At 62.0% G+C, this 26,578-nt stretch carries 24 protein-coding genes; 15 read left to right on the forward strand and 9 right to left on the reverse strand.

Features of this window, described 5'->3' with window-relative positions:
* Positions 1–2 precede the first annotated feature (2 nt).
* Both NKJ32_RS04540 and NKJ32_RS04545 read right to left on the reverse strand, forming a co-directional pair.
* Positions 3–563 carry a TadE/TadG family type IV pilus assembly protein gene (locus tag NKJ32_RS04540; RefSeq protein ID WP_352455127.1) on the reverse strand — a complete coding sequence of 187 codons (561 nt, stop codon included), beginning with the start codon at positions 561–563 and terminating at the stop codon, positions 3–5.
* A gap of 152 nt (positions 564–715) precedes the next feature.
* Positions 716–1,138, reverse strand: coding sequence for a pilus assembly protein N-terminal domain-containing protein (locus tag NKJ32_RS04545; RefSeq protein WP_352455128.1), 423 nt, complete (start codon positions 1,136–1,138; stop codon positions 716–718).
* A gap of 343 nt (positions 1,139–1,481) precedes the next feature.
* Here NKJ32_RS04545 and NKJ32_RS04550 point away from each other — a divergent pair, with 343 nt between their 5' ends.
* The 9 genes from NKJ32_RS04550 (at position 1,482) to NKJ32_RS04590 (ending at position 10,545) form a co-directional block, all read left to right on the forward strand.
* Positions 1,482–1,652 carry a Flp family type IVb pilin gene (locus NKJ32_RS04550; protein ID WP_023676929.1) on the forward strand — a complete coding sequence of 57 codons (171 nt, stop codon included), beginning with the start codon at positions 1,482–1,484 and terminating at the stop codon, positions 1,650–1,652.
* A 148-nt stretch (positions 1,653–1,800) separates the two neighbouring features.
* A complete protein-coding gene (locus tag NKJ32_RS04555; RefSeq protein WP_023676930.1) occupies positions 1,801–2,319 on the forward strand; it encodes an A24 family peptidase in 519 nt (172 codons plus the stop codon).
* A 189-nt stretch (positions 2,320–2,508) separates the two neighbouring features.
* Positions 2,509–3,324, forward strand: coding sequence for a Flp pilus assembly protein CpaB (cpaB, locus tag NKJ32_RS04560; RefSeq protein ID WP_023676931.1), 816 nt, complete (start codon positions 2,509–2,511; stop codon positions 3,322–3,324).
* Positions 3,321–4,850: a type II and III secretion system protein family protein gene (locus NKJ32_RS04565; RefSeq protein WP_352589099.1), complete on the forward strand. Its 1,530-nt coding sequence runs from the start codon at positions 3,321–3,323 to the stop codon at positions 4,848–4,850. The genes cpaB and NKJ32_RS04565 overlap by 4 nt, the downstream gene beginning before the upstream one ends.
* Before the next feature lie 14 nt (positions 4,851–4,864).
* Positions 4,865–5,599 carry a CpaD family pilus assembly protein gene (locus NKJ32_RS04570; RefSeq protein ID WP_352589101.1) on the forward strand — a complete coding sequence of 245 codons (735 nt, stop codon included), beginning with the start codon at positions 4,865–4,867 and terminating at the stop codon, positions 5,597–5,599.
* 55 nt (positions 5,600–5,654) lie between these two features.
* Positions 5,655–6,938 carry a CpaE/TadZ family protein gene (locus tag NKJ32_RS04575; protein ID WP_352826899.1) on the forward strand — a complete coding sequence of 428 codons (1,284 nt, stop codon included), beginning with the start codon at positions 5,655–5,657 and terminating at the stop codon, positions 6,936–6,938.
* Between the two features lie 29 nt (positions 6,939–6,967).
* Positions 6,968–8,476, forward strand: a complete 1,509-nt coding sequence (locus NKJ32_RS04580; protein WP_352455132.1) for a TadA family conjugal transfer-associated ATPase — start codon at positions 6,968–6,970, stop codon at positions 8,474–8,476.
* Between the two features lie 29 nt (positions 8,477–8,505).
* On the forward strand, positions 8,506–9,519 hold the full coding sequence (locus NKJ32_RS04585; RefSeq protein WP_023676935.1) for a type II secretion system F family protein: 1,014 nt from the start codon (positions 8,506–8,508) through the stop codon (positions 9,517–9,519).
* A 9-nt stretch (positions 9,520–9,528) separates the two neighbouring features.
* Positions 9,529–10,545, forward strand: a complete 1,017-nt coding sequence (locus NKJ32_RS04590) for a type II secretion system F family protein (RefSeq protein WP_023676936.1) — start codon at positions 9,529–9,531, stop codon at positions 10,543–10,545.
* Between the two features lie 116 nt (positions 10,546–10,661).
* Here NKJ32_RS04590 and NKJ32_RS04595 read toward each other — a convergent pair whose 3' ends face one another.
* Positions 10,662–11,483 (reverse strand): tetratricopeptide repeat protein, encoded by an 822-nt coding sequence (locus tag NKJ32_RS04595; RefSeq protein ID WP_023676937.1) that lies wholly within the window; start codon positions 11,481–11,483, stop codon positions 10,662–10,664.
* 122 nt (positions 11,484–11,605) lie between these two features.
* Here NKJ32_RS04595 and NKJ32_RS04600 point away from each other — a divergent pair, with 122 nt between their 5' ends.
* From NKJ32_RS04600 to pdeM, 5 genes are all read left to right on the forward strand, one after another.
* Positions 11,606–12,970, forward strand: a complete 1,365-nt coding sequence (locus NKJ32_RS04600) for a leucyl aminopeptidase family protein (protein ID WP_023676938.1) — start codon at positions 11,606–11,608, stop codon at positions 12,968–12,970.
* Between the two features lie 69 nt (positions 12,971–13,039).
* The gene (locus NKJ32_RS04605; protein ID WP_023676939.1) at positions 13,040–13,390 is read left to right on the forward strand and encodes a MarR family winged helix-turn-helix transcriptional regulator; all 351 of its coding nucleotides are present in this window, start codon (positions 13,040–13,042) and stop codon (positions 13,388–13,390) included.
* Entirely contained in the window at positions 13,353–14,264 is a 912-nt protein-coding gene (locus NKJ32_RS04610) for a C40 family peptidase (protein WP_084641121.1), read from the forward strand. The genes NKJ32_RS04605 and NKJ32_RS04610 overlap by 38 nt, the downstream gene beginning before the upstream one ends.
* 67 nt (positions 14,265–14,331) lie before the next feature.
* Positions 14,332–16,854 carry a ligase-associated DNA damage response DEXH box helicase gene (locus NKJ32_RS04615; RefSeq protein WP_352826900.1) on the forward strand — a complete coding sequence of 841 codons (2,523 nt, stop codon included), beginning with the start codon at positions 14,332–14,334 and terminating at the stop codon, positions 16,852–16,854.
* Positions 16,851–17,567: a ligase-associated DNA damage response endonuclease PdeM gene (pdeM, locus tag NKJ32_RS04620; RefSeq protein WP_023676942.1), complete on the forward strand. Its 717-nt coding sequence runs from the start codon at positions 16,851–16,853 to the stop codon at positions 17,565–17,567. The genes NKJ32_RS04615 and pdeM overlap by 4 nt, the downstream gene beginning before the upstream one ends.
* Positions 17,568–17,569: 2 nt before the next feature.
* On the opposite strand, the gene NKJ32_RS04625 is transcribed toward pdeM, so the two are convergent.
* From NKJ32_RS04625 to NKJ32_RS04635, 3 genes are read right to left on the reverse strand one after another with little or no spacing between them, the layout of a single operon-like run.
* Entirely contained in the window at positions 17,570–18,505 is a 936-nt protein-coding gene (locus NKJ32_RS04625) for a dimethyl sulfoxide reductase anchor subunit family protein (RefSeq protein WP_023676943.1), read from the reverse strand.
* 11 nt (positions 18,506–18,516) lie between these two features.
* Positions 18,517–19,251 (reverse strand): 4Fe-4S dicluster domain-containing protein, encoded by a 735-nt coding sequence (locus NKJ32_RS04630; protein ID WP_023676944.1) that lies wholly within the window; start codon positions 19,249–19,251, stop codon positions 18,517–18,519.
* The gene (locus NKJ32_RS04635) at positions 19,248–22,178 is read right to left on the reverse strand and encodes a molybdopterin oxidoreductase family protein (RefSeq protein ID WP_352826901.1); all 2,931 of its coding nucleotides are present in this window, start codon (positions 22,176–22,178) and stop codon (positions 19,248–19,250) included. Before NKJ32_RS04635 ends, NKJ32_RS04630 begins: the two co-directional genes overlap by 4 nt.
* A gap of 279 nt (positions 22,179–22,457) precedes the next feature.
* On the opposite strand from NKJ32_RS04635, the gene NKJ32_RS04640 reads away from it, so the two are divergent.
* The gene (locus NKJ32_RS04640; protein ID WP_023676946.1) at positions 22,458–23,360 is read left to right on the forward strand and encodes a LysR substrate-binding domain-containing protein; all 903 of its coding nucleotides are present in this window, start codon (positions 22,458–22,460) and stop codon (positions 23,358–23,360) included.
* 5 nt (positions 23,361–23,365) lie between these two features.
* On the opposite strand, the gene NKJ32_RS04645 is transcribed toward NKJ32_RS04640, so the two are convergent.
* The 3 genes from NKJ32_RS04645 to NKJ32_RS04655 all read right to left on the reverse strand — a co-directional run bounded on the left by NKJ32_RS04645 (position 23,366) and on the right by NKJ32_RS04655 (position 26,445).
* Entirely contained in the window at positions 23,366–24,622 is a 1,257-nt protein-coding gene (locus tag NKJ32_RS04645) for an Hsp70 family protein (protein WP_352826903.1), read from the reverse strand.
* Positions 24,623–24,730: 108 nt separating this feature from the next.
* Positions 24,731–25,522 carry a TIGR02186 family protein gene (locus NKJ32_RS04650; RefSeq protein WP_352589111.1) on the reverse strand — a complete coding sequence of 264 codons (792 nt, stop codon included), beginning with the start codon at positions 25,520–25,522 and terminating at the stop codon, positions 24,731–24,733.
* On the reverse strand, positions 25,522–26,445 hold the full coding sequence (locus NKJ32_RS04655; protein ID WP_023676949.1) for a sulfite exporter TauE/SafE family protein: 924 nt from the start codon (positions 26,443–26,445) through the stop codon (positions 25,522–25,524). The genes NKJ32_RS04650 and NKJ32_RS04655 overlap by 1 nt, the downstream gene beginning before the upstream one ends.
* Positions 26,446–26,578: the final 133 nt, after the last annotated feature.

Genomic DNA, 26,578 nt, shown 5'->3' on the forward strand with positions numbered 1-26,578 from the left:
GTTCAGTTGTCGAACGGCTCGTTCTGCCAAGTGATCGAAGCAAAATGCAGCGTTTTGCCGTCCTTCAGGTTGGCCATCGATTTGGCCATGAAGTCGGTCATCACCGGCCATTTGTAAAAAACACGCAGCATGTTTCTCGACTCCGCCAGGCCAGGTGCGACGGTGAAGGTCTGTGTGCTCGTGCCCTTGGTCAGCACGACATCGCCATCCTGAATCTTGAAACCGGCCAGCGCCGCATCGGCGAAGGTCGGATATTCCCGCAAGTCCACCAGCAATCCGGGACAGGTCTTGGCGACCATGATCTCCAATTTGGTGCAGATCATATCCCGCAGCTTGGTCCCGGACACATCGGCCGGTCTTAGTTGGCCGGTACGCAGCTGGCGCGCGATGTCGTCGGTGGCGTTTGCCATCACTTCCTGTGCGGCAAAAGAAATGCAGCTCTCCAGGATGGCGAAGACAAGAAGCGCGAAAGGAATTGCAAGCATGGCGAATTCGATCGCCGTGCTTCCGCGGCGGTCGCCCAAAAACCGTCTTGGAGAACCTGCTCGTCCTGCCTTGTTCATGTCCTCTGCCCGCCGATGCCGCTTCTGTATCGGTCCCACCCTTAGTCGGAACCGATTGAAGTCCGGTTGGAATGACCGTTAAATTCAACGGGAAGGCCTTAACCCGGCGATAACCGAAGCACGTTCCCGCCAAAGGCGGACACGTCGGCTAGCTAATGCCCGGCGCTCATTTCGGCTTCAGAGGCCTTCTCGGCATCGCTCTTATACGAGCTTTCGCAATATGGCGCGCAGGACATGGTCTGTACTTCGGAACGCCGATAGATGCGCACCGACGACGCTGCCTGGCGCACGACGGTTATTTGCTCATCGACGATCGGGTTACCCTCCTGGTCGAGGACGACGAGATTGGTGACGCCAAATCCCTTGCCGGTCAGTACGATCGTCGATGCGTCCTGCACGGAGGCGTCGGCGATCGCCGGATTGCCGACGACAATCGTATCGGCGGCGCGCGACAATTTGATGATCTTTGCCTGGTTCATCGTCACCTCGATGCCGGCGCCGGCCTTGGCTGGAAAGGCGAAAGCCGCTGCGGCAAAAAGCACGGCAACTGGAAATGATGATCTCGGCCCGGCCATTGAGGCGCCCCCTGGCAAACTGTTCAACGGAACATGAACGAGATTGGTGAACCAACCGTTAAGCGGCTGGAGTTCAGGATCAAGCCGGAACCGGCATTGGGCCTAGCCGGCACGGCTGGAACGTCTTTGCCGAATTGCGCCTTTTGCGCCTTTTGTCAGCCCGGGCGCCTAGCGGCGGGTATTTTAGTTCTGGGTTAACCACGCAATCTCGTCGAAGCGGGAAAGGAATCGGTAAGCCTGTTTATTAAGCCGATTGAAACAGCTTCTCCTTAGATTCGCAGTATCCGATCAGCCACCAAGAGAAGTTGACGGAAGTGCTGTAACAATTGGAGTAGGAGCTCGAATGTCTAACCTCATCGCACGTTTTGTGAAGGACGAATCCGGCGCGACCGCTATCGAATACGGTCTGATCGCCGCTCTTATCGCACTCGCCATCATGGTCGGCGCCGGCCAGCTCGGCAACTCGCTGAACGCCAAGTTCACCGCCATCTCCACTAAGGTGAACGGTAGCTGACCGTAACGGGTTCGGTTGTTCTGAAATAAGGGCCGCCGCACTGGCGGCCCTTATTTAGTCCTGGTATGATTTGAAATTTAGGCCTCATCAGTCGTTAATCGAATAGGATTAGGCTGGGGCCAGATGCAATTGGGTCATAGGCGCGCCGATGCTTGAAGCCGTGATCTTCGTCGTGTTTCCGTTCTGCATGCTTTTTGCCGCGATCTCCGACATGCTTTCGATGACGATCGCCAATCGCGTGCCGGTGTTGCTTGTGGTTGTCTTCGCCTTGGTTGCGCCTTTGACCGGCATGGACTGGGCCACCTATGGCTGGCATTTCGCCGCCGCCGGCCTGGTTCTCGCGGTGACGTTCGGCCTGTTCGCGCTGGGCGGCATGGGCGGCGGCGACGCCAAGCTTCTGGCTGCCACTGCCATGTGGATGGGACTGAACATCCATCTCATCGAATACCTCGTCGCCTCGACATTCATCGGCGGCCTGCTGACGCTAGCCATCCTCGCCTATCGAAAATCGCCGCTTGCCGCCGTCACAAGCCACAATCCGTTCCTGCGCCATTTCGCCGATGAGGCGACCGGCGTTCCGTACGGCATTGCGCTTGGCATTGGCGGTCTGCTCACCTATTCCGACTCGCCGTTGATGGCCTGGGCACTTACCAGGCTGGCGGGCTGAATTTCGCTTTACGCCATTGGCGCCGAGCAGGCGAGTTGGCCACGTTTTCCTTCGGGCCGGGCTTGTCGGTCCAATTTATGTAAACGTTAAATTAATCACGATCGTAAGTATAACATTAACCTTGTTTTGACGATTGCCGCTGCAAAGTCCCGCTTGGCTACGTGGTTTGCCAAGGCGAGGTTCGGACAGATGCCAGCATCCCGATTGATTATTCTGAGCGTGGCGATAGCCGCGGCCGGTGGTGCAGGCTATGTCGCGAAGAACATGGTCGTGGCTCCGCCGCCTCCGGTTGTCGATTCCGGTCCTCAGGCGCCGGCGATCGCGCTGCAGGATGTGCTTGTTCTTTCCGGCGACGTTCCGATGGGCAGTCCGCTTGAAAACAACATTTCCTGGGAGTCATGGCCGTCCGCAGGCATCAACGCAAATTTCATCACCCGCGCCGCCGAGCCTGAAGCGCTGGACAAGCTGAAGGGCGCCGTCGCTCGCGTGGCGCTCTACGCCGGCGAGCCGCTGCGGCGCTCGAAGCTGATCGGTGAAGGGCAAAGCTTCATGTCGTCGATCCTGCCCTCCGGCATGCGGGCCGTTGCCACAAGCATCTCGGCCGACACCTCGGCCGGTGGCTTTATTCTTCCCAACGATTTCGTCGACGTCATCATGACCCGCAGAGCCGATCCCGCCAATGGCGGTGGTCCGGGCTTCACGACCGAAACTATCCTGAAGAACATTCGCGTCCTGGCGATCGACCAGACCATTCAGGAGGACGAGGAAGGTAAGAAGACCAGGGTTGGCCAGACCGCCACCCTGGAACTGACGCCGCAGCAGTCCGAGATCATCACCGTCGCACAGCAGATGGCGGATCGCCTGACATTGGCGCTGCGCTCGATCAAGGACAGTCAGGACAAGAATGTGGGCGAAGCCGATTACCTGGTTTCCGGCAATGGCCGGCGCGGAACCGTGCGGTTGATCAAGTCGGGCGAAGTTTCCGAAGTGGGGGCGAGGAAATGAGGCTAAAAACCAAATTGCCGGTCACGCTGGCTGCGGCGATCGGCCTGCTTTTCCTTGGAACGAATGCATATGGCGTTCTCTGTGCCAGCGCAGCAGGCGACAACGCCAGGGTCACGGCTTCGACCGCCACCCAGCGGGTCAAGCTCGGACTGAACAAATCGGTGGTCATCGACCTGCCGAGCGATGCCTACGATATTCTCGTCGCCAACCCAGCTGTAGCCGACGCGGTGACCCGCACTGCCAGGCGCATCTATCTGTTCGGAAAGGCGGTCGGCGAGACCAACATCTTCGTCTTTGGCCCGAATGGCGAGCAGATCGTCAGCCTTGATCTGGCGGTCGAACGCGATGTTGCCGGGCTGGAGGACTATATCAGGCGCTTCATCCCGTCATCGACCGTCAAAGTCGAACTCCTGAACGACAATGTCGTTCTGACCGGAACCGTGGACACGCCCCTGGATGCCAAGCGGGCGGAACAGCTGGCCACCATCTTCGTGTCGGGCGGTGAAGCGACCACGGGACAATATTCGCAGACTGCCGCCGGCGGTTCGGCCGAGGCTGGCGTCGCCATTGACAACCCGGATGCCGAGCGTCGCGTCAGCCAGATCGTCAACCTGCTGCAGATCATCGGCGACGACCAGGTCACGCTGAAGGTGACGGTTGCGGAAGTCAGCCGCTCGGTGATGAAGCAGCTCGGCGTCAATATGATGGGCAGCGGCAGCAGCAACGGCATCAGCTGGGGTGCGGTAAGCGACAATTTCACCGGTTTGGGCAAGTCGCTGTCGAACTCGGGCCTCGCCATCGGCAGCTCGACGCTGCAGGCCTACATCAACGCCATGGAACAGTCAGGCGTCATGAAAACCCTGGCCGAGCCAACACTGACAGCGGTATCCGGCGAGAAGGCGACCTTCAAGGTCGGCGGTGAATACAATATGGTGACCAGCGTTTCCCAAGCCGTATCCAACGATAACCAGACAGGTCTGAAGACCTATTCAATCGAGAAGATCGAATATGGCATTGGCCTGGAATTCCAGCCGGTGGTGCTGTCTCCCGGCCGCATCAGCCTGAAGGTCAGGACCTCGGTCTCCGAGCCGACAACGGAGGGATCAGTATCTTTGTCCGAAGGCGTAACAAGCCCCGGCATGAACGCCCTGTCGCTCCGCAAGCGCTTGGCCGACACAACAGTGGAACTGCCTTCGGGCGGCTCGATGATGATTGCCGGCCTTGTCCGCGATGATCTCAGGCAAGCCGTCAACGGCTTGCCCGGTCTGACAAAGATTCCAGTGCTTGGCGCGCTGTTCCGCAGCAGGGATTTCGTTCGCAACGAGACCGAGCTCGTCATCATCATTACGCCGTATCTGGTGAAGCCGGTGGCGCGCAACGATCTTGCCAAGCCGGATGACAATTTCAACGCCGCCAGCGATGGTGCCGGCATTTTCCTTGGCCGCGTCAACCGTGTCTACGGCACCATGCAGACCGACAAGCCCAACGGCCGTTACCACGGCGTTGTCGGCTTCATCTACAAGTAAGCGGGGAAGCGGTCATGTCTAAGGCAGCATCGAAGGCACGGGCGATCACCGCGACGCGGTCGGTCCATTCGCGAATCTGGCGGCCGGCCGTTCCCATTATGGCGATCGCGGTGGCGGCATTGCTGGCCGGCTGCGCCAATCGCGACAGCGTCACGGTGGGTGCCATACCGGACGATTATCGCACCACCCATCCGATCGTCATAGCCGAGAAGATACAGAAGATCGACCTTCCGGTCGGCGCCGGCGACCGTGGCATGACCAGATCCCAGCGCGACACGCTCCTGGGCTTCCTGGACGGATACGACAGGAGCGCGGCTCCGGTGCTGACGATCGAGATTCCGAGCGGTTCGGCCAACGAAATCGCGGCGGCCGCCGCCGGCCGCGATTTCGCCAGGCTTGCCATGGCCAGCGGCATCAGCCGGAAGCGGATCGCCATGCGGTCCTATCAATCCGGTTCGGTCGAAGCGTCCGCCCCGGTCCGTGTCGCCTACGTCTCGGTGAAGGCTCAGACGGATAAATGCGGGCGCTGGCCCGAAGACCTGCTGGAGACTTCGGAAAACAAGCACTATGCCGATTTCGGCTGTTCGTACCAAAACAACCTTGCCGCCCAGATGGCCAATCCGGTCGATCTGATCGGACCGCGCAAACAGACACCCATCGACGCGGCAAATCGGAGCGCGGTGATCGACGTCTATCGTGACAGAGGTATTTCGGACGAATTCCTCGGCAATTCGGAAGTCGAATATTAACGAGTGTTGAGGCTCAACAAACCCTAAGCCGCGCAAGTCACGGAAAGTGATGACAATGAGCAATCTTGCCTACGACACAGAGGTACCGGGCGGCGAAACCTCGGAGCAGGATATTGCCGCGATGCAGGCGTTGCGGCCGATCCCGCGCATTTCGATCCAGGCATTTTGCGAGACCGAAGGCGTAGCCAATCCGGTCGAGCGCGCCGGCGAGGATCGCCGCATGGCCAAGGCCCATCTGAAAGTGCATATGGGGGGCATCCCTACCGCTATCGAATTCTATCAGTCGGCGCCGACACCGAACCTGATCCTGCTTGAATCGCGCAGCGAGCCGAAGCTGTTGCTGGAACAACTCGCCCAGCTCTCCGGGCATTGTGACCCGACCTCCAAGGTGGTGGTTGTCGGCCACTACAACGATGTCGGCTTGTACCGCGAACTCATCCGTTCGGGCATTTCCGAGTATGTCATCGCGCCCGTATCGATGGCCGACATCGTCAGCGTGGTGTCTTCGATCTTCGTTGATCCGGAAGCTGAGCCGATCGGCCGCTCGATTGCCTTCATCGGCGCCAAAGGCGGCGTCGGCTCCTCGACCATAGCCCATAATGTGGCCTGGGCCATGTCGTCCCTTTTCAAATCCGAAGTGGTTGTCGCCGATCTCGACCTCGCCTTCGGAACGGCCAATATCAATTTCGACCAGGATCCGGCGCAAGGCATTGCCGAGGCAGTCTTCTCGCCGGAACGCGTCGACGAGGTCTATCTCGACCGGCTGCTCGCCCAATGCGCCGAGCACCTGTCGCTGCTTGCGGCCCCTTCGACGCTGGAGCGGGTCTACGATTTCGATCCCGACGCCTTCACCCAGCTTATCGACATAGCCCAGCGTAGCGCGCCGCTCCTCGTGCTCGATGTTCCCCACGTGTGGGCCGGCTGGACCAAGAACACGCTGGTCAAGGCCGACGAGATCGTCATCACGGCGACGCCCGAACTGGCCAATCTGCGCAACACGAAGAACCTGGTCGACATGCTGAAGCGGCTTCGTCCGAACGATCCCGCGCCAAAGCTTGTGATCAACCAGGCCGGTGTGCCGAAACGTCCTGAGATTACGCCGTCCGACTTCTCCGAATCGCTCGGCCTTTCGCCGATGTCGGTCATCCCGTTCGAGCCGCTTTTGTTCGGAAATGCTGCCAACAACGGACGTATGCTCGGTGAGATGGATGCCAAGAGTCCGGTTGTCGCCACGATCAACGAGATCGCCCATGTGCTGACAGGGCGCAGCGAAATCAAAGTGAAGAAAAAGGCTGGCCTCGGCAATCTGATCGGCAAGCTTTCGCGCAACAAGAAGTGATGCCTCAGCGGTGGAATTGGTAAGCGATCATGTTTGGTAAAAGAGGCAGCGACGACGGCAACCGGACCATTCCGGAATTCCGTCAGCCAGCACCCGCACCTGCTGCGCCGGCGGCCGCGAACCCTGTGGAAGCGGCTGTAACTGCCAGGTCGGCGGCGCTGCCGCCATCCGGCGCGCCTGCCGCGCCGGCGGTTCGCCGTGCGGTCGAGCCGCCGCCATTGGCCCCGGAGCCGAAAAGTATCCAGCGCCAAAAGAGCGAAACCTACTACGACACCAAAAGCCAGGTCTTCGCCGCACTCATCGATACGATAGATCTGTCGCAGCTCGCCAAACTCGATCCCGAAAGCGCGCGCGAGGAAATCCGCGACATTGTCAACGACATCATCGCGATCAAGAATTTCGCGATGTCCATCGCCGAGCAGGAAGAGCTTCTCGAGGATATCTGCAACGACGTTTTGGGCTACGGGCCGCTGGAGCCACTGCTTGCCCGCGACGATATTGCCGACATCATGGTCAATGGCTCCAAGAACGTCTACATCGAAGTCAACGGCAAGGTCGAGCAGACCGGCATCCGTTTCCGCGACAACCAGCAGCTCCTCAACATCTGCCAGCGTATCGTCAGCCAGGTTGGCCGCCGCGTCGATGAATCAAGCCCGATCTGCGATGCGCGTCTTCCTGATGGCTCCCGTGTCAACGTCATCGCACCGCCCCTGGCTATCGACGGCACCGCACTTACCATCCGCAAGTTCAAGAAGGACAAGCTGACGCTCGACCAGCTGGTCAAGTTCGGCTCGATTTCTCCGCAAGGGGCCGAGATTCTCAAGATCATCGGGCGTGTCCGCTGCAACATTGTCATCTCGGGCGGTACCGGCTCAGGCAAGACGACGCTGCTCAATTGCCTGACCAACTATATCGACCGCGAAGAACGCGTCATCACCTGCGAGGACTCAGCTGAGCTGCAATTGCAGCAGCCGCATGTGGTGCGTCTCGAAACCCGTCCGCCCAACCTCGAAGGCGAGGGCGAAGTGACCATGCGCGACCTGGTCAAGAACTGTCTGCGCATGCGCCCCGAACGTATTATCGTCGGCGAAGTGCGCGGACCCGAAGTGTTCGACCTGCTGCAGGCGATGAACACCGGCCATGACGGCTCGATGGGAACGATCCACTCGAACAGCCCGCGCGAATGCCTCAACCGTATAGAGTCGATGATCGCCATGGGCGGCTATACGCTGCCGCAAAAAACCGTGCGCGAAATCGTCGTCGGCTCCGTCGACGTGATCATACAGGCTGCACGCCTGCGCGACGGATCGCGGCGTATCACCCACATCACCGAGGTGATCGGCATGGAAGGTGACGTCATCATCACCCAGGACATCGTTCTCTATAACATCAAGGGCGAGGACGCGAACGGCAGGCTGCTGGGCGAGCACGTGTCGACTGGGATCGGCCGTCCGCATTTCTGGGAGCGCGCCCGCTACTACGGTGAGGAGCAGCGCCTCGCGGTTGCGCTCGAGGCGATGGAGAAACGCGCTGATTGATCCGTCTGGAAGCGTGGGGGCCAGGGTCGATGTTCGGAATTGACGGCACCGTATTGGCATTCGTTGTGCTCGCCGGCTTCAGCGCCGGCGCTGTGGCCTATGCTTTCCTGTTCAACCGGATCAGCACCGAGAAGCAGGTCGGCAAGCGGCTTGAATCGATCAAGACCGCCGAGACGGATCGATCCGTCGTCAAGGCGTCGCGCGATCGCGTGGCGGAAGCGGCCAAGCGTCGCAAGTCCGTCCAGGATTCGCTGAAGGATCTCGATCAAAAGCAAAAGTCCAATCAGAGCCTGGTCAAGAAACCACCGCTGAAGATCCAAATCCGTCAGGCCGGCATGAAGATCTCGCTCGAGCGCTTCTATGTCTACTCGGCGGTCTGCGGCGTCGTCTTGACGGCTCTTGTTTATTTCATCGGCGCACCGCTGCTGGTCTTGCCGGCTGCGCTGCTGGTCGGCGTCTTGGGTCTGCCCCGCTGGTTCGTCTCGTTTCGCCGCGCGCACCGCGTCAAGGCGTTCCTCAACGAATTTCCGAACGCGCTCGATATCATCGTGCGTGCGGTAAAATCCGGCCTGCCGCTGAACGACGCCGTGCGCCTGATCGCCAACGAATCCCCCGAGCCGGTCAAGACCGAGTTCCGCCGCATAGTCGATTCGCAGCAAATGGGTTTGTCGATCCCCGACGCGGCCATGCGCATGCCAGAAACGATGCCGTGCACCGAGGCGAGCTTCTTCGGCATCGTCATCCAGATCCAGTCTCAGGCCGGCGGCAATCTTTCCGAAGCGCTGGGCAATCTTTCGCGCGTGCTTCGCGACCGCAAGAAAATGAAAGCCAAGGTCCAGGCATTGTCCATGGAAGCCAAGGCATCCGCCGTGATCATCGGCGCGTTGCCTTTCGTCGTCGCCTTTCTCGTCTATTTGACGAGCCCGAACTACATCATGCCCCTCTTCATCACCAGCACCGGCCATCTGATCCTCGGTTGTTCCGGCATCTGGATGTCGATGGGCGTCCTGGTAATGCGCAAGATGATGAATTTCGAAGTCTAGGACTCGCGTATGACCGATCACGTCATCAGAACTCTCACCGACCCGTCCCTGCTGATCGCACTGCTGGTCGGCATCGCGGTGTTTGCGACCGTCTTCACGCTGCTGCCCGCTTTTGGCGGGAACCAGCTCAAGGCGCGCATGAAATCCGTAGCGCTGGAGCGCGATGAGCTGCGCGCCAAGCAGCGCGCGCGGCTGGCAGTCGAAGCCGACCGCCGCCGCAAGGGCCTGCGCGAAGAACAGTCGGTCGGCATGCGCAATATTGTCGATCGCCTGGATCTCAGGCGTGCGCTGGCGGATGAAGGTACCTTGCAGAAATTGAAAGTGGCAGGTTTTCGCGGGCAAAATCCGCTGACGCGCTTCCTTTTCTTCCGTCTCGTCCTGCCCTTCATCGGCTTTGCATTGGCGGCGATGTATCTGTTCGTGCTCGGCGGATTGCCCGAGCAGCCGCTTTTCGTGAAGCTGTTCGTGTGCATCGTGGTAGCCTATGCGGGATTCTACGCGCCGGTGCTCTACGTCAACAACCGCGCTACCAAGCGCAAGCAATCGATTCAGATGGCGTGGCCGGACGCGCTCGACCTGTTGCTGATATGCGTCGAGTCCGGCATGTCGGTGGAAGCGGCGCTTCGCAAGGTCGCCGATGAGATCGGCGCGCAATCGGTGGCATTGGCGGAAGAATTCATCCTGACAAACGCCGAGCTTTCCTATCTGCAGGAGCGCAAGCAGGCCTATGAGAACCTTGCAAGCCGAACTGGCCTGGAATCCGTCAGGTCGGTGTCCCAGGCGTTGGTTCAGGCCGAGCGCTACGGCACGCCCGTGGCGCATGCGTTGCGGGTGCTTGCCAGTGAGAGCCGCGACATGCGCATGAATGCCGCCGAGAAGAAGGCGGCCGCGCTGCCGCCGAAGCTCACCGTGCCGATGATCCTGTTCTTCCTGCCGGTGCTGTTCGCCATCATTCTGGGTCCCGCCGGCATCCAGGTGAGCCAGCGCGGCATCTTTGGCGACCAGCCGAAATCCAGCAGCGAGTAGCGCCAGCGGCGTTGCCAGAAACGCTGATACGATTCAGAGCCACGCTGCCGGTGCAGCGCGGCTCTTTGCGTTAGACATGTTGCGGAATTCGCGCGCCGGTTCGGCGCTCGAAGCGGTCAGTTGGTGGCGGGCTTTGCCTTGTCCTGGTCCTTGAGCTGGCTCCAGGCATTCTGCTGCGCCAGCATCTGGCGAAGGTAAGCGACGTTAGCCTGCGCCTGATCCTGCGACAGCTCTTGCGAGGCGATCTTCTCAGCCTCGTCGAAACGGCCTTGCAGACCGACGACCAGCGCAAGGTTCTGGCGGACGCGGCTATCTGCATTCGGCTGCTGGGCGGCTGAGCGCATATAGGTTTCGGCCGTGCGCAAATCACCTTCCAGCACGTACGACATGCCGAGATTGGAAAGGATCGACGGTTCGTTCGGCCTGAGGTCAAGCGCCTTGCGATAGCCTTGGCGCGCCTCGTCCTTCTGGCCGAGCTGGTCGAGAATAGCAGCTTCCGCCGATACCAGTTTCCAGTCAGGATATTCGGGCGTCTGGGCGCGGCGCACGGCATCGAGAGCCGGTTCGAACTGTCCGTTGGCGGCAAGCGCCTTGCCATAGGCGGCGAGCACGTCGCGGTCCTTCGGCAGGGCGATCGCCAGCTTGCGCATCACCGCAAGCGATTGGTCTGCGTCGCCGTCCATCTGCAGCGCCGCGGCATAATTTGTCGCGATCCGCTTGTCGCTGGGGTTTTTCGAATAGGACTGGCCGAGCGCCATCGTAGCGTTGTGCAGTTCGCCCGCCGACATTGTTTCCAGCGGCTTGCCGCTTGGACGAGAAATCGAGCCAGTCGTCAATTTGCTGGTTCCGCAGCCGGCGACGCCTGCGGCAAGCGCCATCATCAACGCCGTGCTGATCAGCCTATTTGCGCTGGCGTTCATCCTGCGGTTGGTCGGCATCGGCACCAGGGCTCCGTTCATGCGCGTGACCATTTGCGAGGTCATCTTTCCTCCCGCAGAAATATTCTGTTAACCCTAACGGAGAGTTAAGAAACGCCGACTCGGAAGCCGGAGGCCAGCGAATGCCTGTCGAACTCGTCGAGAAAGAATTGAGCAATGCGCTGCCGGTCCATCTGGTGGCGAAGGATGCTCTGGCGGCGGCGGGCCTTGCGCCATCGTCGGTCGCCTGGGCCAAGGCCAACGGCTTTTCCGGCGAGGCCGGCAGGACGCTGATCGTGCCTGGCGACAACGGCGCGATTGCCGGAGCCCTGTTCGGCACCGGTGATGGCGAGGGCGCACTGGCCATCGGCGCACTAGCGAGAGCCTTGCCCGAAGGCGAGTGGCATTTTGCGTCCGCACCGGCCAAGCCGGAGCTTACGGCACTCGCCGTAGCGCTCGGCGGCTATGTCTTCACCCGCTACGGCAAGAAGCCAGGCAAGACGCTTCGCCTCGCGCTGCCGGCAGGCACCGACATTGCCCGCATCCGCCGCATCGCCAATGGAGTTTTCCTGGCGCGCGATCTGGTCAACACGCCGACCAGCGATATGGGCCCCGATCAGCTGGAAAAAGCCGCCCGAACCTTGGCCGCGACGCACAAGGCCGAATTATCGGTGACCAAAGGCGACGATCTTCTTACCGCCAACTTTCCGATGATCCACGCCGTCGGTCGGGCTTCTGCCGACGCGCCGCGCCTGATCGACATGATTTGGGGGCCGAACAATGCCCCCAGGATAACGCTGGTCGGCAAGGGCGTCTGCTTCGATACAGGCGGTCTCGACATCAAGCCGTCCTCGGGCATGCTTTTGATGAAGAAGGACATGGGCGGCGCTGCCAACGTGCTGGGCCTCGCTTCCATGATCATGGCCACCGGGCTGAAGGTCCGGCTTCGCGTGCTCATCCCGGCTGTCGAGAATTCGATAGCCGGCAACGCCTTCCGGCCAGGCGACGTGCTGGTGAGCCGCAAGGGCATCACCGTCGAAATCGGCAACACCGACGCCGAAGGACGGCTGGTGCTCGCCGATGCCTTGGCCTTGGCCGACGACGAAGAGCCGCAGATGCTGGTCGATATGGCGACGCTGACAGGCGCTGCCCGTGTTGCGCTCGGTCCCGACCTGCCGCCGTTCTACACCGGTGACGAGGCGCTTGCATCCGAGCTGGCGGACGCCTCCGTTGCGGTCGAGGATCCGCTATGGCGCATGCCGTTGTGGAAGCCCTATGACGCCAAGCTGGCGTCGAAGGTGGCCAACATCAACAACGTCACGTCGGACGGTTTCGCCGGCTCGATCACCGCGGCGCTTTTCCTGAAGCGCTTCGTGGAAAAGACCGCCGGCTGGGCGCATGTCGACATCTTCGCCTGGAACCCGTTCGACCGCCCGCACGGCCTTGCCGGTGGCGAAGCGCAAGGCATCCGGGCGCTGGAGCAGGTCATTTCGAACCGCTACGGCTGATTCTCGGGCATAGCCGACGAAGGTATTGACTGAAACGGAACCGAAACAATTTTCCGTCATGCTGGACGGATGTCGATTATCATGCGTCCAAGCCAGGCCTTGCGACTATGGCAACAGGTGGTGTTATCCGAGGTGCGTGACGACGCGCCCGATCTCACTATGCGCCAGACGGCGATCCTGTTCACCATCTATCTCGATCCGCCGCCGCACACGGTGCGGGGGTTAGCCGCCCGACTCAACGTCACCAAGCCGGTGATCACCCGTGCGCTCGATACGATGGGGGCGCTGAAACTGGTGTCGCGCCACCGCGACGAGCTCGACAAGCGCAACGTGCTGGTCAGGCGCACGGTCGAAGGCGCGCTCTTTGTCGAGCGCTTTGGCGATGTTATCATTGCCAGAGCCCAAGAGTTGCCCATTTGAACGAGTTGCCGATTTGACCGCCAGGGATGCCCGCCTCCATGCCTTCCGCTCCGATCTCGCCGACGCCAGGCTGACAGGCGAGGTCGCCGCCGACCGTTTCGTCGCCGGCCGGCCGGCTCGCATATCAGCCTCCGCGGCCGATGTCCGCAAGGCTCCGCGCCCGGATGCCGGCGTCGATACCCAGCTTCTGTTCGGCGAAGACGTCCTCGTCTTCGAGGACGTTGAGGGCTGGGCCTGGATACAGGCCGAGCGCGACGGCTATGTCGGCTATGTCGCCGACACTGTGCTGGGCGGTCGGGACCATGCACCCACGCATGTTGTCTCGGTGCCGCGCACTTTCCTCTATCCGGGACCGGATTTGCGGTTCCCGGTGAGCGGGGAGCTCTCGATGGGGTCAGCGGTAACAGTGAAAGGCGCGGCTGAAACACGCCGCACGTACTATGCTCTGCTGCCATCCGGCGAGGCGGTCATATCTGACCATCTCAGGCCTGTCGCCGAGGTTGCCCCCGACTACGTCGCGGTCGCCGAGGCGTTTCTCGGCACGCCCTATCTATGGGGCGGCGTTTCCGGCTTCGGCATCGATTGTTCCGGTCTCGTGCAACTTGCAATGCACATGGCTGGCAGGCAAGTGCTGCGCGACACCGACATGCAGGCGGCGACCGTCGGTGAACCGCTCGACCTCGGGCCGGATTTTGCCGGGTTGCGGCGCGGCGACCTGGTCTTCTGGAAAGGCCACGTCGCGATCATGACGGATCCGGAGACCATGATCCACGCCAACGGCCACACCATGCTGGTGTCGCGTGAAGGACTGAGGGAGGCGGTCGCCCGTATCGGCTATCTCTATGGCGGACCGACCGGGTTTCGCCGGCCGTAACGCGAATCGATCACCTTTTGTTCTGATTCTGCTTGGCGATTGCGCGCCGCCGCGCTACGTCTGGCGCGTGACAGAGCAGCCGCGCCTTGCCGAACAGAATGCCGCCGTCGTCCTGCCCGAGCCATTTGTCAAATGGTTTGAAGAAAAGGGCTGGTCGCCGCGCGCCCACCAGATCGATTTGCTGGCCAAAGCCCAGGGCGGCCGGTCGGTATTACTAATCGCCCCGACCGGCGCCGGCAAGACGCTGGCCGGGTTCTTGCCATCGCTGACCGAACTGGCCGGCCGGCCGAGGAGAAGGCCGGGGCAGGCGCATCGAGGCATCCACACACTCTACATCTCGCCGCTGAAGGCGCTGGCCGTCGACATCGAGCGCAATCTCGGCAAACCCGTCGCAGAAATCGGGCTGCCGGTCACCGTCGAGACGCGCACCGGCGACACGCCCGCACACAAGCGCCAGCGGCAGAAGCTGGCGCCGCCCGACATTCTCCTGACCACGCCCGAGCAATTGGCGCTGCTGATTGCCGCGCCCGATGCCAGGCGCTTCTTCGAGGACCTGCGCTATGTCGTGCTCGACGAATTGCATTCGCTGGTGACCTCGAAGCGCGGGCATCTCCTGTCGCTCGGGCTGGCCCGGCTGCGCTCGTTTATGCCCGCCCTGCAGACGATAGGCCTGTCGGCGACGGTCGCCGAGCCTGACGAATTGCGGCGCTGGCTGGTCAGCCAGAATCCACCGGGGCCGATGGCCGAACTGATCGTCGTCACTGGCGGCGCCAAGCCCGACATCTCCATTCTCGATTCGGAGGAGCGCGTGCCGTGGGCGGGACATTCGGCCCGCTACGCAACGCCGGAAATCTACAACGAGATCAAGCGCCACAAGGCAACCCTGCTGTTCGTCAACACGCGCAGCCAGGCGGAGTTGCTGTTCCAGGAGTTGTGGCGGGTCAACGAGGAGACCTTGCCGATCGCGCTGCATCACGGCTCCCTCGACGTCGCGCAGCGCCGGCGTGTCGAAAAGGCAATGGGCGAGAACGCCCTGCGCGCCATCGTCGCCACGTCGACGCTCGACCTCGGCATCGACTGGGGCGATGTCGACCTGGTCGTCCATGTCGGCGCGCCGAAAGGTGCCAGCCGGCTGGCGCAGCGCATCGGCCGTGCCAACCACCGTATGGACGAGCCGTCCAAGGCGATCCTGATACCGGCCAACCGCTTCGAGGTGCTGGAATGCAGGGCGGCGCTCGACGCCAATTATCTCGGTGCCCAGGATACGCCGCCGCTGGTCGATGGCGGGCTCGACGTCCTGGCGCAGCACGTGCTGGGCTGTGCCTGCGGTGCGCCGTTCCATGCCGATGCGCTGTTCGAGGAGGTGCGGACGGCAGCACCCTATGCCGATCTCGATCGCCCGACATTCGATCGCGTCATCGATTTCGTCGCCACTGGCGGCTATGCGCTAAAGAACTACGAGCGCTATGCCCGCATCCGGTTGAACAAGGACGGACTGTGGCGGGTCTCAAATCCTCGCGTCGCCCAGCAATACCGGCTCAACGTCGGCACCATCATCGAAGTGCCGGCGCTCAACGTCCGCTACGTCCAGGCCGGCAGCAGAGGCGCGGCTTCGCGTGGCGGCCGGGTTCTGGGCAAGATCGAGGAGGCGTTCCTCGAAACGCTGACGCATGGCGACACCTTCATGTTCGCCGGCAAGGTGCTGCGCTTCGAAGGTATCCGCGAGAATGAGTGCTTTGTCTCGAATGCACCCGGCAGCGACGCCAAGGTGCCGTATTACGGTGGTGGCAAATTCCCGCTTTCGACGTACCTGGCCGAACAGGTCCGCGCCATGCTGGACGATCCGCAGCGCTGGAAGAAGCTGCCGGAGCAGGTCGCCGACTGGCTACGCTTCCAGGCCGACAAGTCGGTGCTGCCGAAACGCGACGATCTGCTGATCGAGACCTTTCAGCGCGGCAACCGCCACTATCTGGTGGCCTATCCGTTCGAGGGCAGGCTGGCGCACCAGACGCTCGGCATGCTGCTCACCCGCCGCCTCGACAGGGGGGGAGCCAAGCCGCTCGGCTTCGTCGCCACCGACTATGCGCTTGCCATATGGTCGCTGGCCGATATGGGCCATATGTTCAGGGCGAAGAAACCGTCGCTGGCTGCGCTATTCGATCAGGACATGCTGGGCGACGACCTCGAAGCCTGGCTCGCCGGCAGTTGGTTGTTGAAGCGCACCTTTCGCAATTGCGCGCTGATCTCGGGATTGATCGAGAAACGCCACCCGGGGCAGGAGAAGAGCGGCCGCCAGGTAACCGTGTCGACGGATCTCATCTACGACGTGCTGCGCAGCCACGAGCCCGACCATATCCTTTTGCAGGCGACGCGTGCCGATGCCGCGACCGGTCTCTTGGATGTCAGCAGACTTGCCGAGATGCTCTCGCGCGTCCAAGGTCGAATCATGCATAAGAACCTCGAGCAGATATCGCCGCTCGCCGTGCCGATCATGCTCGAGATCGGCAAAATGCCGGTGCACGGCGAGGCCGATGACACGCTGCTGATGGATGCAGCCACGCTGGTCGAGGAGGCCATGGGGACGAAATGACTGTCGCGCTGGCCATGGCTGCGCCTCTGGCGGATGCGGGCGCTGTCCGTATCGCCGGCGAACGCGCGATCTGCGACCGTCGCGGCGTGCTCTATTTTCCCGAATTCCGGCTTCTGACCGTATCCGACCTGCATCTGGAAAAAGGCTCATCACTGGCCAGGCGCGGCACGCTGGTCCCACCTTACGACACCGGTGCGACGTTGCTCCGGCTACAGGCGGTGATCGCCGATTATCAGCCTGCGATCGTTATCAGCCTGGGCGACAGTTTTCACGATGGCGGCGGCGCCGCACGTATGCACGCGAGCTTTCGCCAAAGGCTGGAAGGGCTGATGGTCGGGCGCGACTGGTTCTGGGTCGCCGGCAATCATGATCCAGAAGCGCCGGCCGACTTGCCAGGCGAGACCGTGCGCGAGCTGGCCATAGGCTCGCTACTCTTCCGGCACGAGCCTTCGGCGGTGAGAGTGGAAGGCGAGATATCAGGCCACCTGCATCCTTGCGCCCGCATCGTGCAGCAAGGCCGTTCGGTGCGGCGTCGTTGCTTTGCCGGCGATGGCGGCCGCATGATCATGCCGGCTTTCGGCGCCTATACCGGCTCGCTCAACGTGCTCGATCGCGCCTATGCCGGGCTGTTCCGCCGCGAAACGCTGATGGCCTATATGCTTGGCACAGAGCGCATTTTCGCGATTTCCCACGCGATGCTCAGGCCGGGCTGAACCTACCTGCCGTAGTACAAAGTGACCGTGTGCTTGGCCTCGGCGAAGAACAGCCAGCGCTCGACCAGCATTCCGGCGAGTTGGGCGATTGCGGCGAGTATCGACAGTGCTGCCGCATAGGGCCACGGCAAGGCGAACGCCGCGACCAGCAGCAACGCGGGCAAAGCAAAGGCCAGCACCTGCGTGATCTGGCGGAGTTTAGCGCTGTGCTTGCGCGCAATGCGAAAGCCCATCTCCTTGAGCAGATAGTTTTCCTCGGTATGCGGCCATTCCAGCGACCGCACCGTGCCGCCGGAAAGCCCGGTTGCGGTGTTGGCATTGGTCGGGATCTCCAGCCTGTCATTGTATCGCCAGGTCGCCAGCTTCAAACCCCAGCCGAGCGCGGTCAGCAACAGGGCAGCCGCCAGAAGCATATTCGAGCCTGCGGCAAATCCCTGCAGCAGGGCGTTGAGCAGTACGCTGCCGGTCATCGCCGAAAAGACCAGGTAGGCGGGCAGGGTGAAGCGGCTGTGCCACTGGGCAATCGGCTTCAACGACGCGTAGATCATGCCGGTGGTGCAGACGGTTGCGACCGCGCCGATGGCAGCGAGCAGCCCGGCGACAGCCGCCCAGCCGCTCGTACGGCCGAGGACCACCCAGCCAATACCGAACAACCCCGCCGGCACGAAGGTGGCGACCGAGGCAACACCTTCGCGCGACAGCCATGAGCTACGCCATTGCGAGAAGGCACGCCAGGCGCGTTCGGGCCGGCCGAGATGGCCGGCCGACGACAGCAGGCCTGTCGAGATCAGGCCAAGCGCCAGCCCCATGCCGGTGAGGCCAAGCCAGAAATCGGGCGGGATAAAGCCCTGTCCGGCGAGCACGCCAAGCAGCGCGAGCAGGCCGTAACCGGCGCCCGTGGCCGTGGTGAAAAAGACGACGGAGAAGGCTGGATGCATGAAGGCACGGGTCAGTTCGAAAGCATGCGGTCGACCCAGCCGAGGAAGCCGCCTTCAGCCTGCACCGCTTCAAGCGCTGGCGCCGGCACCGATGCGGCGCGGGTGGTGTGGGCACGTGGCGGCAGATATTTGTTGGTCGGCTTATAGCCCATTTCCGGCATCAGATCGACACCGCCGCGCTCGGCCACCAGTTGCGAGATAGCGGATGCCGGATCGCCCAGATCGCCAAAATGCCGCGCGCTGGTCGGGCAAGCAGCGACGCAGGCGGGCACGCGATCTTCTTCCGCCAGATTGTCGTTGTAGATGCGGTCGACGCACAACGTGCATTTCTTCATCACGCCGACATTGGTGTCGAATTCGCGCGCTCCGTAGGGACAGGCCCAGCTGCACAGTTTGCAGCCGATGCATTTGTCCTCGTCGACCAGCACGATGCCATCCGACGCCCGCTTGTAGGAGGCGCCGGTCGGGCAGACCGTGACGCACGCCGGCGTCTCGCAGTGCAGGCAGGAGCGTGGGAAATTGACCGTGCGCCCACCCATCTCGGTCATGTGCTCATAACTGTGCACGCGGTTGAACCAGACGCCGTCGACATTGCCGCCATAGGGGTCGATGTCGGTCAGCGGCGCCATGTGGCCGCCGGTGTTCCATTCCTTGCAGGCGGTAACGCAGGCCTGGCAGCCGACGCAGGTGTCGAGATCGATGACAAGGCCGAGCTTCTTGTCGGTGTGGGTGGGAAGGCAAGTCATTTGGCAGCTTCTCTTTCCCGACGGAATTCGGCGCCGAAACTAAGCTTATCGGGCGGGGGTTCAAAATGCGGCGGCTGTCGGAACCGCTCGAACTGCGGTTCGGTGAAGCCTGCTTCCTCGTCTGCGCATTTGACGATGCGCACGCGCAGGTCGAACCATGCCGCCTGGCCGGTGACAGGATCGGAATTCGAATAGTGTTTGCCATTCGCATCGGCAGAGGTCTGGTCGCCGATGATGTGGTTGAGTAGAAAGCCGCGATTGGATTCGGCCGCCTCATCCTTCAGCCCCCAGCTGCCGCGACGCTTGCCGATCGCATTCCAGGTCCACACCGTATTGGCGTTGACGCCGTCGACCAGCTTGATCTGTCCTTTGACCTTGCCGTTGATGCTCTCGATCCACACCCAGTCATCATCGACAAGCCCGAGGCTGGCGGCGGTCCGATTGTGCACGAACAGCCGGTTCTGGCTGGTGATCTGCCTTAGCCACGCATTCTGCCCGCCCCAGGAATGGTACATGTGCATCGGCCGCTGCGTCAGCGCGTGGAGCGGATAGGCTTGGCTATCGACGGCAGCCTCTTCGAAGGGCGCGTACCAGAACGGCAGCGGATCCATATAGGTCTCGATACGGCTGCGCTCCGCCTCCGGCGGCAGCACCCCGCCATGGCCGCGCGCCGCAAGGCGAAAGCGCTGCATCGGCTCCGAATAGAGTTGGAAGACGATCGGCTCGGCCTTCGGCATGAAGCCCATGCTCTCAGCGAATTCGAGATACGAGCGGTTGGCCATCTTGTAGTAGCGCTGATCGGCGGCGAAATCCTGGTGCCAGAAGCCGCCATTATCGATGTAGCGCTGCAACTGGTCGGGATTGACCTCGCCCTTGCCGACCGAGGCCCCGTCCTTGCCGCGCCAGCCGGCGAGCGGACCGACACCTGGCGTGCGCTCGTGATTGACGATGTAGTCGGCATAGTCGCGGTATTTGGCGGAGCCGTCGTCATGAACGAAGCCCGGCAGACCGAGCCGCGCGCCGAGTTCGATCAGAACCGTCTGGAACGGCCTGACGTCGCGATCCGGCTCGACAACGGGATGGCGGATAGCGTCGCCCGGACCGTCGGCGTGGCTGATCGGCCGGTCGAGCAGACTGATACAGTCATGACGCTCGAGATAGGTCGTGTCCGGCAGCACCAGATCGGCAAAAGGTACGGTCTCGGAATAATAAGCGTCGGAATAGATGATGAACGGGATCTTGTGCTCACCTGACGCATCGATATCGGTCAGCATTGCCATCGTCTCGACGGTGTTCATCGACGAGTTCCAAGCCATGTTGGACATGTACATGAACAGAGTGTCAATCGTGTAGGGATCCCCGGCCCAGGCGTTGCGGATAACCGTGTGCATGAGCCCATGGGCGGCCAGCGGCGCGTCCCAGGAGTATGCCTTGTCGATACGGATCGGTTTGCCGCCTCCGTCGATCAGCAGGTCTTCCGGCCCGCAGACGAAGCCGAGCGGCATGCCTTCGAGTGGTGTCATCGGCTTCACATTCTTGCCGGCGGGCTTTGGACCCGGCGGCGCGGACCGCGGATAAGGCGGTTTGAAGCGGAAGCCGCCCGGCACGTCCACCGTGCCGAGAAGCACCTGAAGCAGATGAATGGCGCGGCAAGTGTGAAATCCGTTCGAATGGGCCGAGATGCCGCGCATCGCATGCATCGACACCGGCCGACCCTTGATGGTCTCGTGCCGGCGGCCGGCCCAGTCCGTCCAGGCCACCGGCAGTTCGATTTGCTGTTCGAAGGCGACATGAGCGAGTTCTGCGGCAATGCGTCGGATGGTGTCGGCGGAGATGCCGCACCGGTCAGTGACGGCGTCCGGTGAATAGCTCTCGTCCAGATAACGGTCGGCGACGAGTTGGAAGACCGGCACGCAGCGGCGGCCGTCGACGAGAACGCTGCCGGTCAATGCGGGCTTCGCGTCGGCATCGCTGGCATTGACAGGCGTCTTCGCCACCCTGTCCCAAGCCAGCGGATTGCCGTCGCCATTGCGCATGAACAGCCCGTCATCGACAGCTCCAGGCTCCTGAACGACCAGGATGTGGGCATTGGTGTACCGCAAGAGGTACTCGAGATCGATGCGGCCAGCCTTCAGCAATTCATGGATGAGGGCGAATACGAACAGGCCGTCGGTGCCGGGCCGGATGCCGATCCAGTCGTCGGCAATTGCATTATAGCCGGTGCGGCAGGGATTGATTGAAACCACCTTGGCGCCGCGCGCCTTGAGCTTGCCGAGTCCGATCTTGATCGGATTGGAATCATGGTCTTCGGCAACCCCGAACAGCAGGAAATATTTGGTGTTGTCCCAGTCGGGCTCGCCGAACTCCCAGAACGAGCCGCCAATCGTGTAGAGGCCGCCGGCTGCCATGTTCACCGAGCAGAAACCGCCATGGGCGGCGAAGTTCGGCGTGCCGAACTGGCTCGCCCACCAGCCGGTCAGCGATTGCGACTGGTCGCGCCCGGTGAAGAAGGCGAGTTTCTTCGGATCGGTCTGGCGGATGTTCGAAAGCCGTTCTGTCGCGATCGACAAAGCTTCCTCCCACTCGATCTCGCGGAACTCGCCCGAGCCGCGCAGTCCGGTGCGCAGCAATGGTTTCGTCAGCCGGGCCGGGCTGTAATGCTGCATGATGCCGGCGCTGCCTTTGCCGCACAGCACGCCGCGATTGACCGGATGATCCTTGTTGCCGTTGATGTACCGAACCTTGCCGTCCTTGATATGGACGTCGATGCCGCAGCGGCAGGCGCACATATAGCAGGTGGTCTTGGCGATGCTGTCGGAGACATCAGGCGAAGTATCGACGCCGTCGCGTTCAGCGGGCGCGCGCGTATCGGCAAGCGGCCGTTGTGATGGTGCCGAATTGGCTCCGCGCAGCAGGTTGTTGGTCATGATCCGGTGATGCTCTTGCGCTCCGCGAACTTGGCTCTCGTCTTCGGGCCTGGGCCGCGCATGTAATGCTCTTCCGGCCGATAGCGTTCACCCAAGAGCCGCCGCCGCAGGCTGCGGGTCCAGTGCGCAAACACGGATTTGAACCGCCCCACCAATTCTACCCTCGACTGCTCTGGCGCGACTTTTTTCCAATTTCGGGCCAAAATTTAGAACAAAGTGACCGATCCGTCTAACAACTTGCTCTTGTAATTCCAATCGGATTTGCTTCTTAGTATCGGAATGACCCTGGACCAGTTGCGGATCTTCGTCGCCGTCGCCGAACGGGCGCACATGACCAAAGCGGCCGAGTTGCTGGGCATCTCACAGTCGGCCGCATCCGCCGCGATCCGCTCGCTCGAACAGCAGCATGGCGTCCAGTTGTTCAACCGCGTCGGCCGCAACATCGAGCTCGCCGAGACCGGACGCCGATTCTTGCCCGAAGCCAAGGCGGTCCTCGAGCGGGCTGCGGCGGCCCACAATGTGCTGGAGCATGTCTCGCAGACGATATCAGGCAGTCTCTCGATAGCTGCCAGCCAGACCATCGCCAGCTATTGGCTGCCGCGCCGGCTCGCCTCTTTCCACGAAGCCTATCCTGCCGTCAGGCTGAGTGTGAGCATTGGCAACACCAGGCAGGTCGAGACCAATGTACTTGATGGCGCAGCCGATTTTGGCCTGGTCGAGGGGCGCACCGAATCCGACATTTTGCGGCGTGCCAAGGTCGATATCGATCGCATGATGCTGGTCGTGGCGCGCTCGCACCCTGAGATCGCGGAAGTTTCGCCTGGACATCCCGACCTTGGCGGGCTTCGCTGGATCATTCGCGAAGGCGGGTCGGGCACACGCGAGGCGCTGGAGGACCTTGCCCGACGCGACGGGGTTTCGTTCGCGGACCTGCAGATATTCCTGGTATTGCCGAGCAATGAGGCTATTCGCCAGGCGGTCGAGGCCGGCGCCGGCGCCAGCATCATCTCGGAACTCGTCGTCGCCCGCGCGGTCGCCGAAGGCAGCCTGCGTTCTGTGCCGGTCGATCTGCCGAAGCGCGAATTTGCCATGATCACGCATCGCGACCGGCAGCCAAGCCTGGCCCAGATGGCGCTCAAGGCGCATCTTGGCGGCAAAGCTGAGAGATCCGCGCCGCTTTAAGCCGATCAGCCGAACTTCCGCTGCGCGTCGAGCGCCAGTCCAAGCCCGACCGAGCCGAACACATCGCCTTCGATTACCGACGCCTGCGGCACCAGCGCCAGGATCTGCTGCCTGGCCAGCGGGATCGCGGTCGATCCGCCGGTCAGGAACACCACGGTGATGTCCGAGGCCTTCACCTGTGCGTCGCGGATGGTCTGCTCGACCGTAGCCGCAACACGCTCAATGTCCCTGACTATGGTGGCTTCGAGACCCTTGCGCGTGATTTCTGCCGTGAACCTCACCTCGGGCAGCGCGACCTCGACATCGGCCGACGATCGGTCCGTCAGCTCGATCTTGGCCTTTTCGACCAGCGCCGCCAGCGCATGGCCGTAACGATGCTCGACGATGTGGATGAAGCGCTCGACCAGGTCCGGGCGCTCCGCCTCGTAGCGGATCTGGCGCAGATGCGTCATCGCCCTCGCTGTGTAGACCAGGTTGATGCGCTGCCATGTCGCCAGCTCGATGAAGTAGCTCGCCGGCAGATTGCGCTTGCCGTCCTTGGTTGGCGTCAAATAACCGAGCTGCGGCATTACATGGGCGATGCTCAGCAGCCGGTCGAAATCGGTGCCGCCGATGTGGATGCCGCGGCTGGCCAGTATGTCGTCCTTGCGGTCGAGCGAGCGGGCGCGCTCGGGCGAGACCCGCACGATCGAGAAGTCGGACGTGCCGCCGCCCATGTCGACGATCAGCGCCAGTTCCTCGCGCGTCACCTTCTGTTCGTAATCGAGTGCCGCCGCGATCGGCTCGAATTGGAAGGCGATATGTTTGAAGCCTTGGGCGCGAGCGGCGTTTTCGAGTTGGTGCTCCGCCTTCGCATCGGCCTCGGCATCGTCGTCGACGAACTGCACGGGCCGTCCCAGCACGACGCTGTCGACCGCGTCATGGGCTTCTTCTTCCAGCTTCTTTTTCAGGTGGCCGACAAATAGGCCGACAATTTCCATGAAGCCGATCGAGCGCACCTTGATGCGCGTCTTTTCGTGAGCGAGCGAGCTGCCGAGCACGCTCTTCAGCGAGCGCATCAGGCGGCCTTCGATACTGTCCGTATAGTTGGCAATGGCGCGTCGCCCGAAATAGGTGAGGTTGTCCTCGAAATTGAAGAATACCGCACTGGGCAGCGTGACCTGGCCGTCTTCCAACGCCACCAGCCGCGGCTGCCCGTTCCTGACCACGCTCACGGTGGAATTCGAAGTGCCGAAGTCGATACCGGCAAATGCTGGTCGCATCGTGCGTTCCTGTAGTTCTGATTTGGGGAGCAGCAGCTCGTATCCGGTCGGGCCGGGGGTCGCGGTCTAACCCATACCCTCGGAAAGGGAAACCACTTTTACGAGAGTTCAGTCTTTCCTGAACACCAGTCTTCCGAGCCAGCCGGTCAGCATGGCCAGCGATACGGCAAAGACACCATAGAGGAAGGAATAGTCGTGCGCGACGCGGAAGATCGACTGTTCGAAACCGGACTTGCGGATTTCGAGCTGGGCGGAGCTTTCCTTGATGAACAAGCCGCTCTTGAACAGGAAGGCGCGGGCCTTATGGGTGCCGACCGGAACGTTTGGGGCGAGCCTGACGGTGGCGCGGAACAGGTTCTGCGACAGAAACTGCACACCGCCGACATTCTCGCTGTAGAGGCCGGTCGCCGCCTTGCGTTCGCGCAGCGCGGCGGTGAACTCCTCGATTGTCGCCGGGCTGTCCTCCGCGTCGGCGGGCTGCAAATAGAGGTTGGAGGCGCCAAGCGACAGCTGCTTGTAGCTGTTCGGATCGGTGACGTCCTGCAGCGGCCGCGTCGTCGCCACCGAATAGGAGACAGGTACGTTTTTGAAGGTCTCCGACTCCAGATTGACCCAGACGCCGAGCACCCGGTCCTTGCGGCGCACGACGACCGGCCGAGCCGGGCCTTCCAGCACGACGATCACGTCGTAGCGCCCTTGCCGCGCGACAAGCGGATCGGCATTTTCCAGCGAGCCGAAAATGGTCAGGTCGGCGCCGGAAAAGCCGGCGGTAATCGAGACATTGTCGGTGGAAAGGCCGATCTGGATGTTTTCGGTTAGTGGCGCCTGCGCCTTCGCCGATGGCGCAGCAGCCAGCAGCGACAGCAAGGCGGCGGCCGCGAGCGTCCTTAGGCCGGCCATCAGCTCAGGCCCACGCCGGACAGAGAATAGAGATTGGGCGGCGTGACGAAAAGATCGATGGCAAGCCGGATGGCTACCGCCAGCACGAGCAGCGCCAGCAGCGCCCTGAGTTGCTCGCCCCGCAGCCTCTGACCAGCCTTGGCGCCATATTGCGCGCCGGCGACGCCGCCTGCCATCAACAGGAAGGCGAGCATGACGTCGACCGTCTGGTTGGTGGTGGCGTGGACCAGCGTGGTGTAAGCCGAGGTGAAGATGATCTGGAACAGCGAGGTGCCGATGACGACGTTGGTCGGCACCTTCAAAAGGTAGATCAGGGCCGGCACCATGATGAAGCCGCCGCCGACGCCCATGATCGAGGACAGGAAGCCAATCGCCGCGCCCAGCCCAAGCACCGGAATGACGCTGACGAAGAGCTTCGAGGCCCTGAACCGCATCTTCAGCGGCAGGCGGTGGATCCAATTATGCTGGCCGGATTTCTTCAACACCGGTGCGGCGCCGCTGCGAGTGGCGCGCAGCGCATTGACGCTCTCGACCAGCATCAGTCCGCCGACGGTGCCGAGCAGCACGACGTAGAGCAGCGAGATGAACAGGTCGAGCTGGCCGAGCCGGCGCAGGAGCGCAAAGACATAGATACCACCGGTCGAGCCGACGATGCCGCCGGCTAAAAGCACGCCGCCGAGCTTGAAATCGAGCGTGCCGCGCTTCATGTGCGACAGGGCGCCGGAGAAGGAGGAAGCGATGACCTGGTTGGCGCCGGTGGCGACCGCGATTGCCGGCGGTATGTTGTAGAAGATCAGCAGCGGCGTAATGAGAAAGCCGCCGCCCACGCCGAACATGCCCGACAGGAAACCCACCGCCGCACCCATGGCCAGCAGCACGAAGATGTTGACGGAAATTTCCGCGATCGGGAGATAGATGCCCACCCGTCAGTCTCGATCAGTTTGCCTCCTGGCGAATGCAACCGTTGCGGGCATTTTTGCGTCAGAAGGCTATCTCGTTCTTGCGCCGGCCGGGCCGTGAAGTCAAACTTCGCAGCACCGCCGAAACAAAAAACAA

The organism is Mesorhizobium sp. M0159 (assembly GCF_040322295.1).
Lineage (GTDB): Bacteria > Pseudomonadota > Alphaproteobacteria > Rhizobiales > Rhizobiaceae > Mesorhizobium.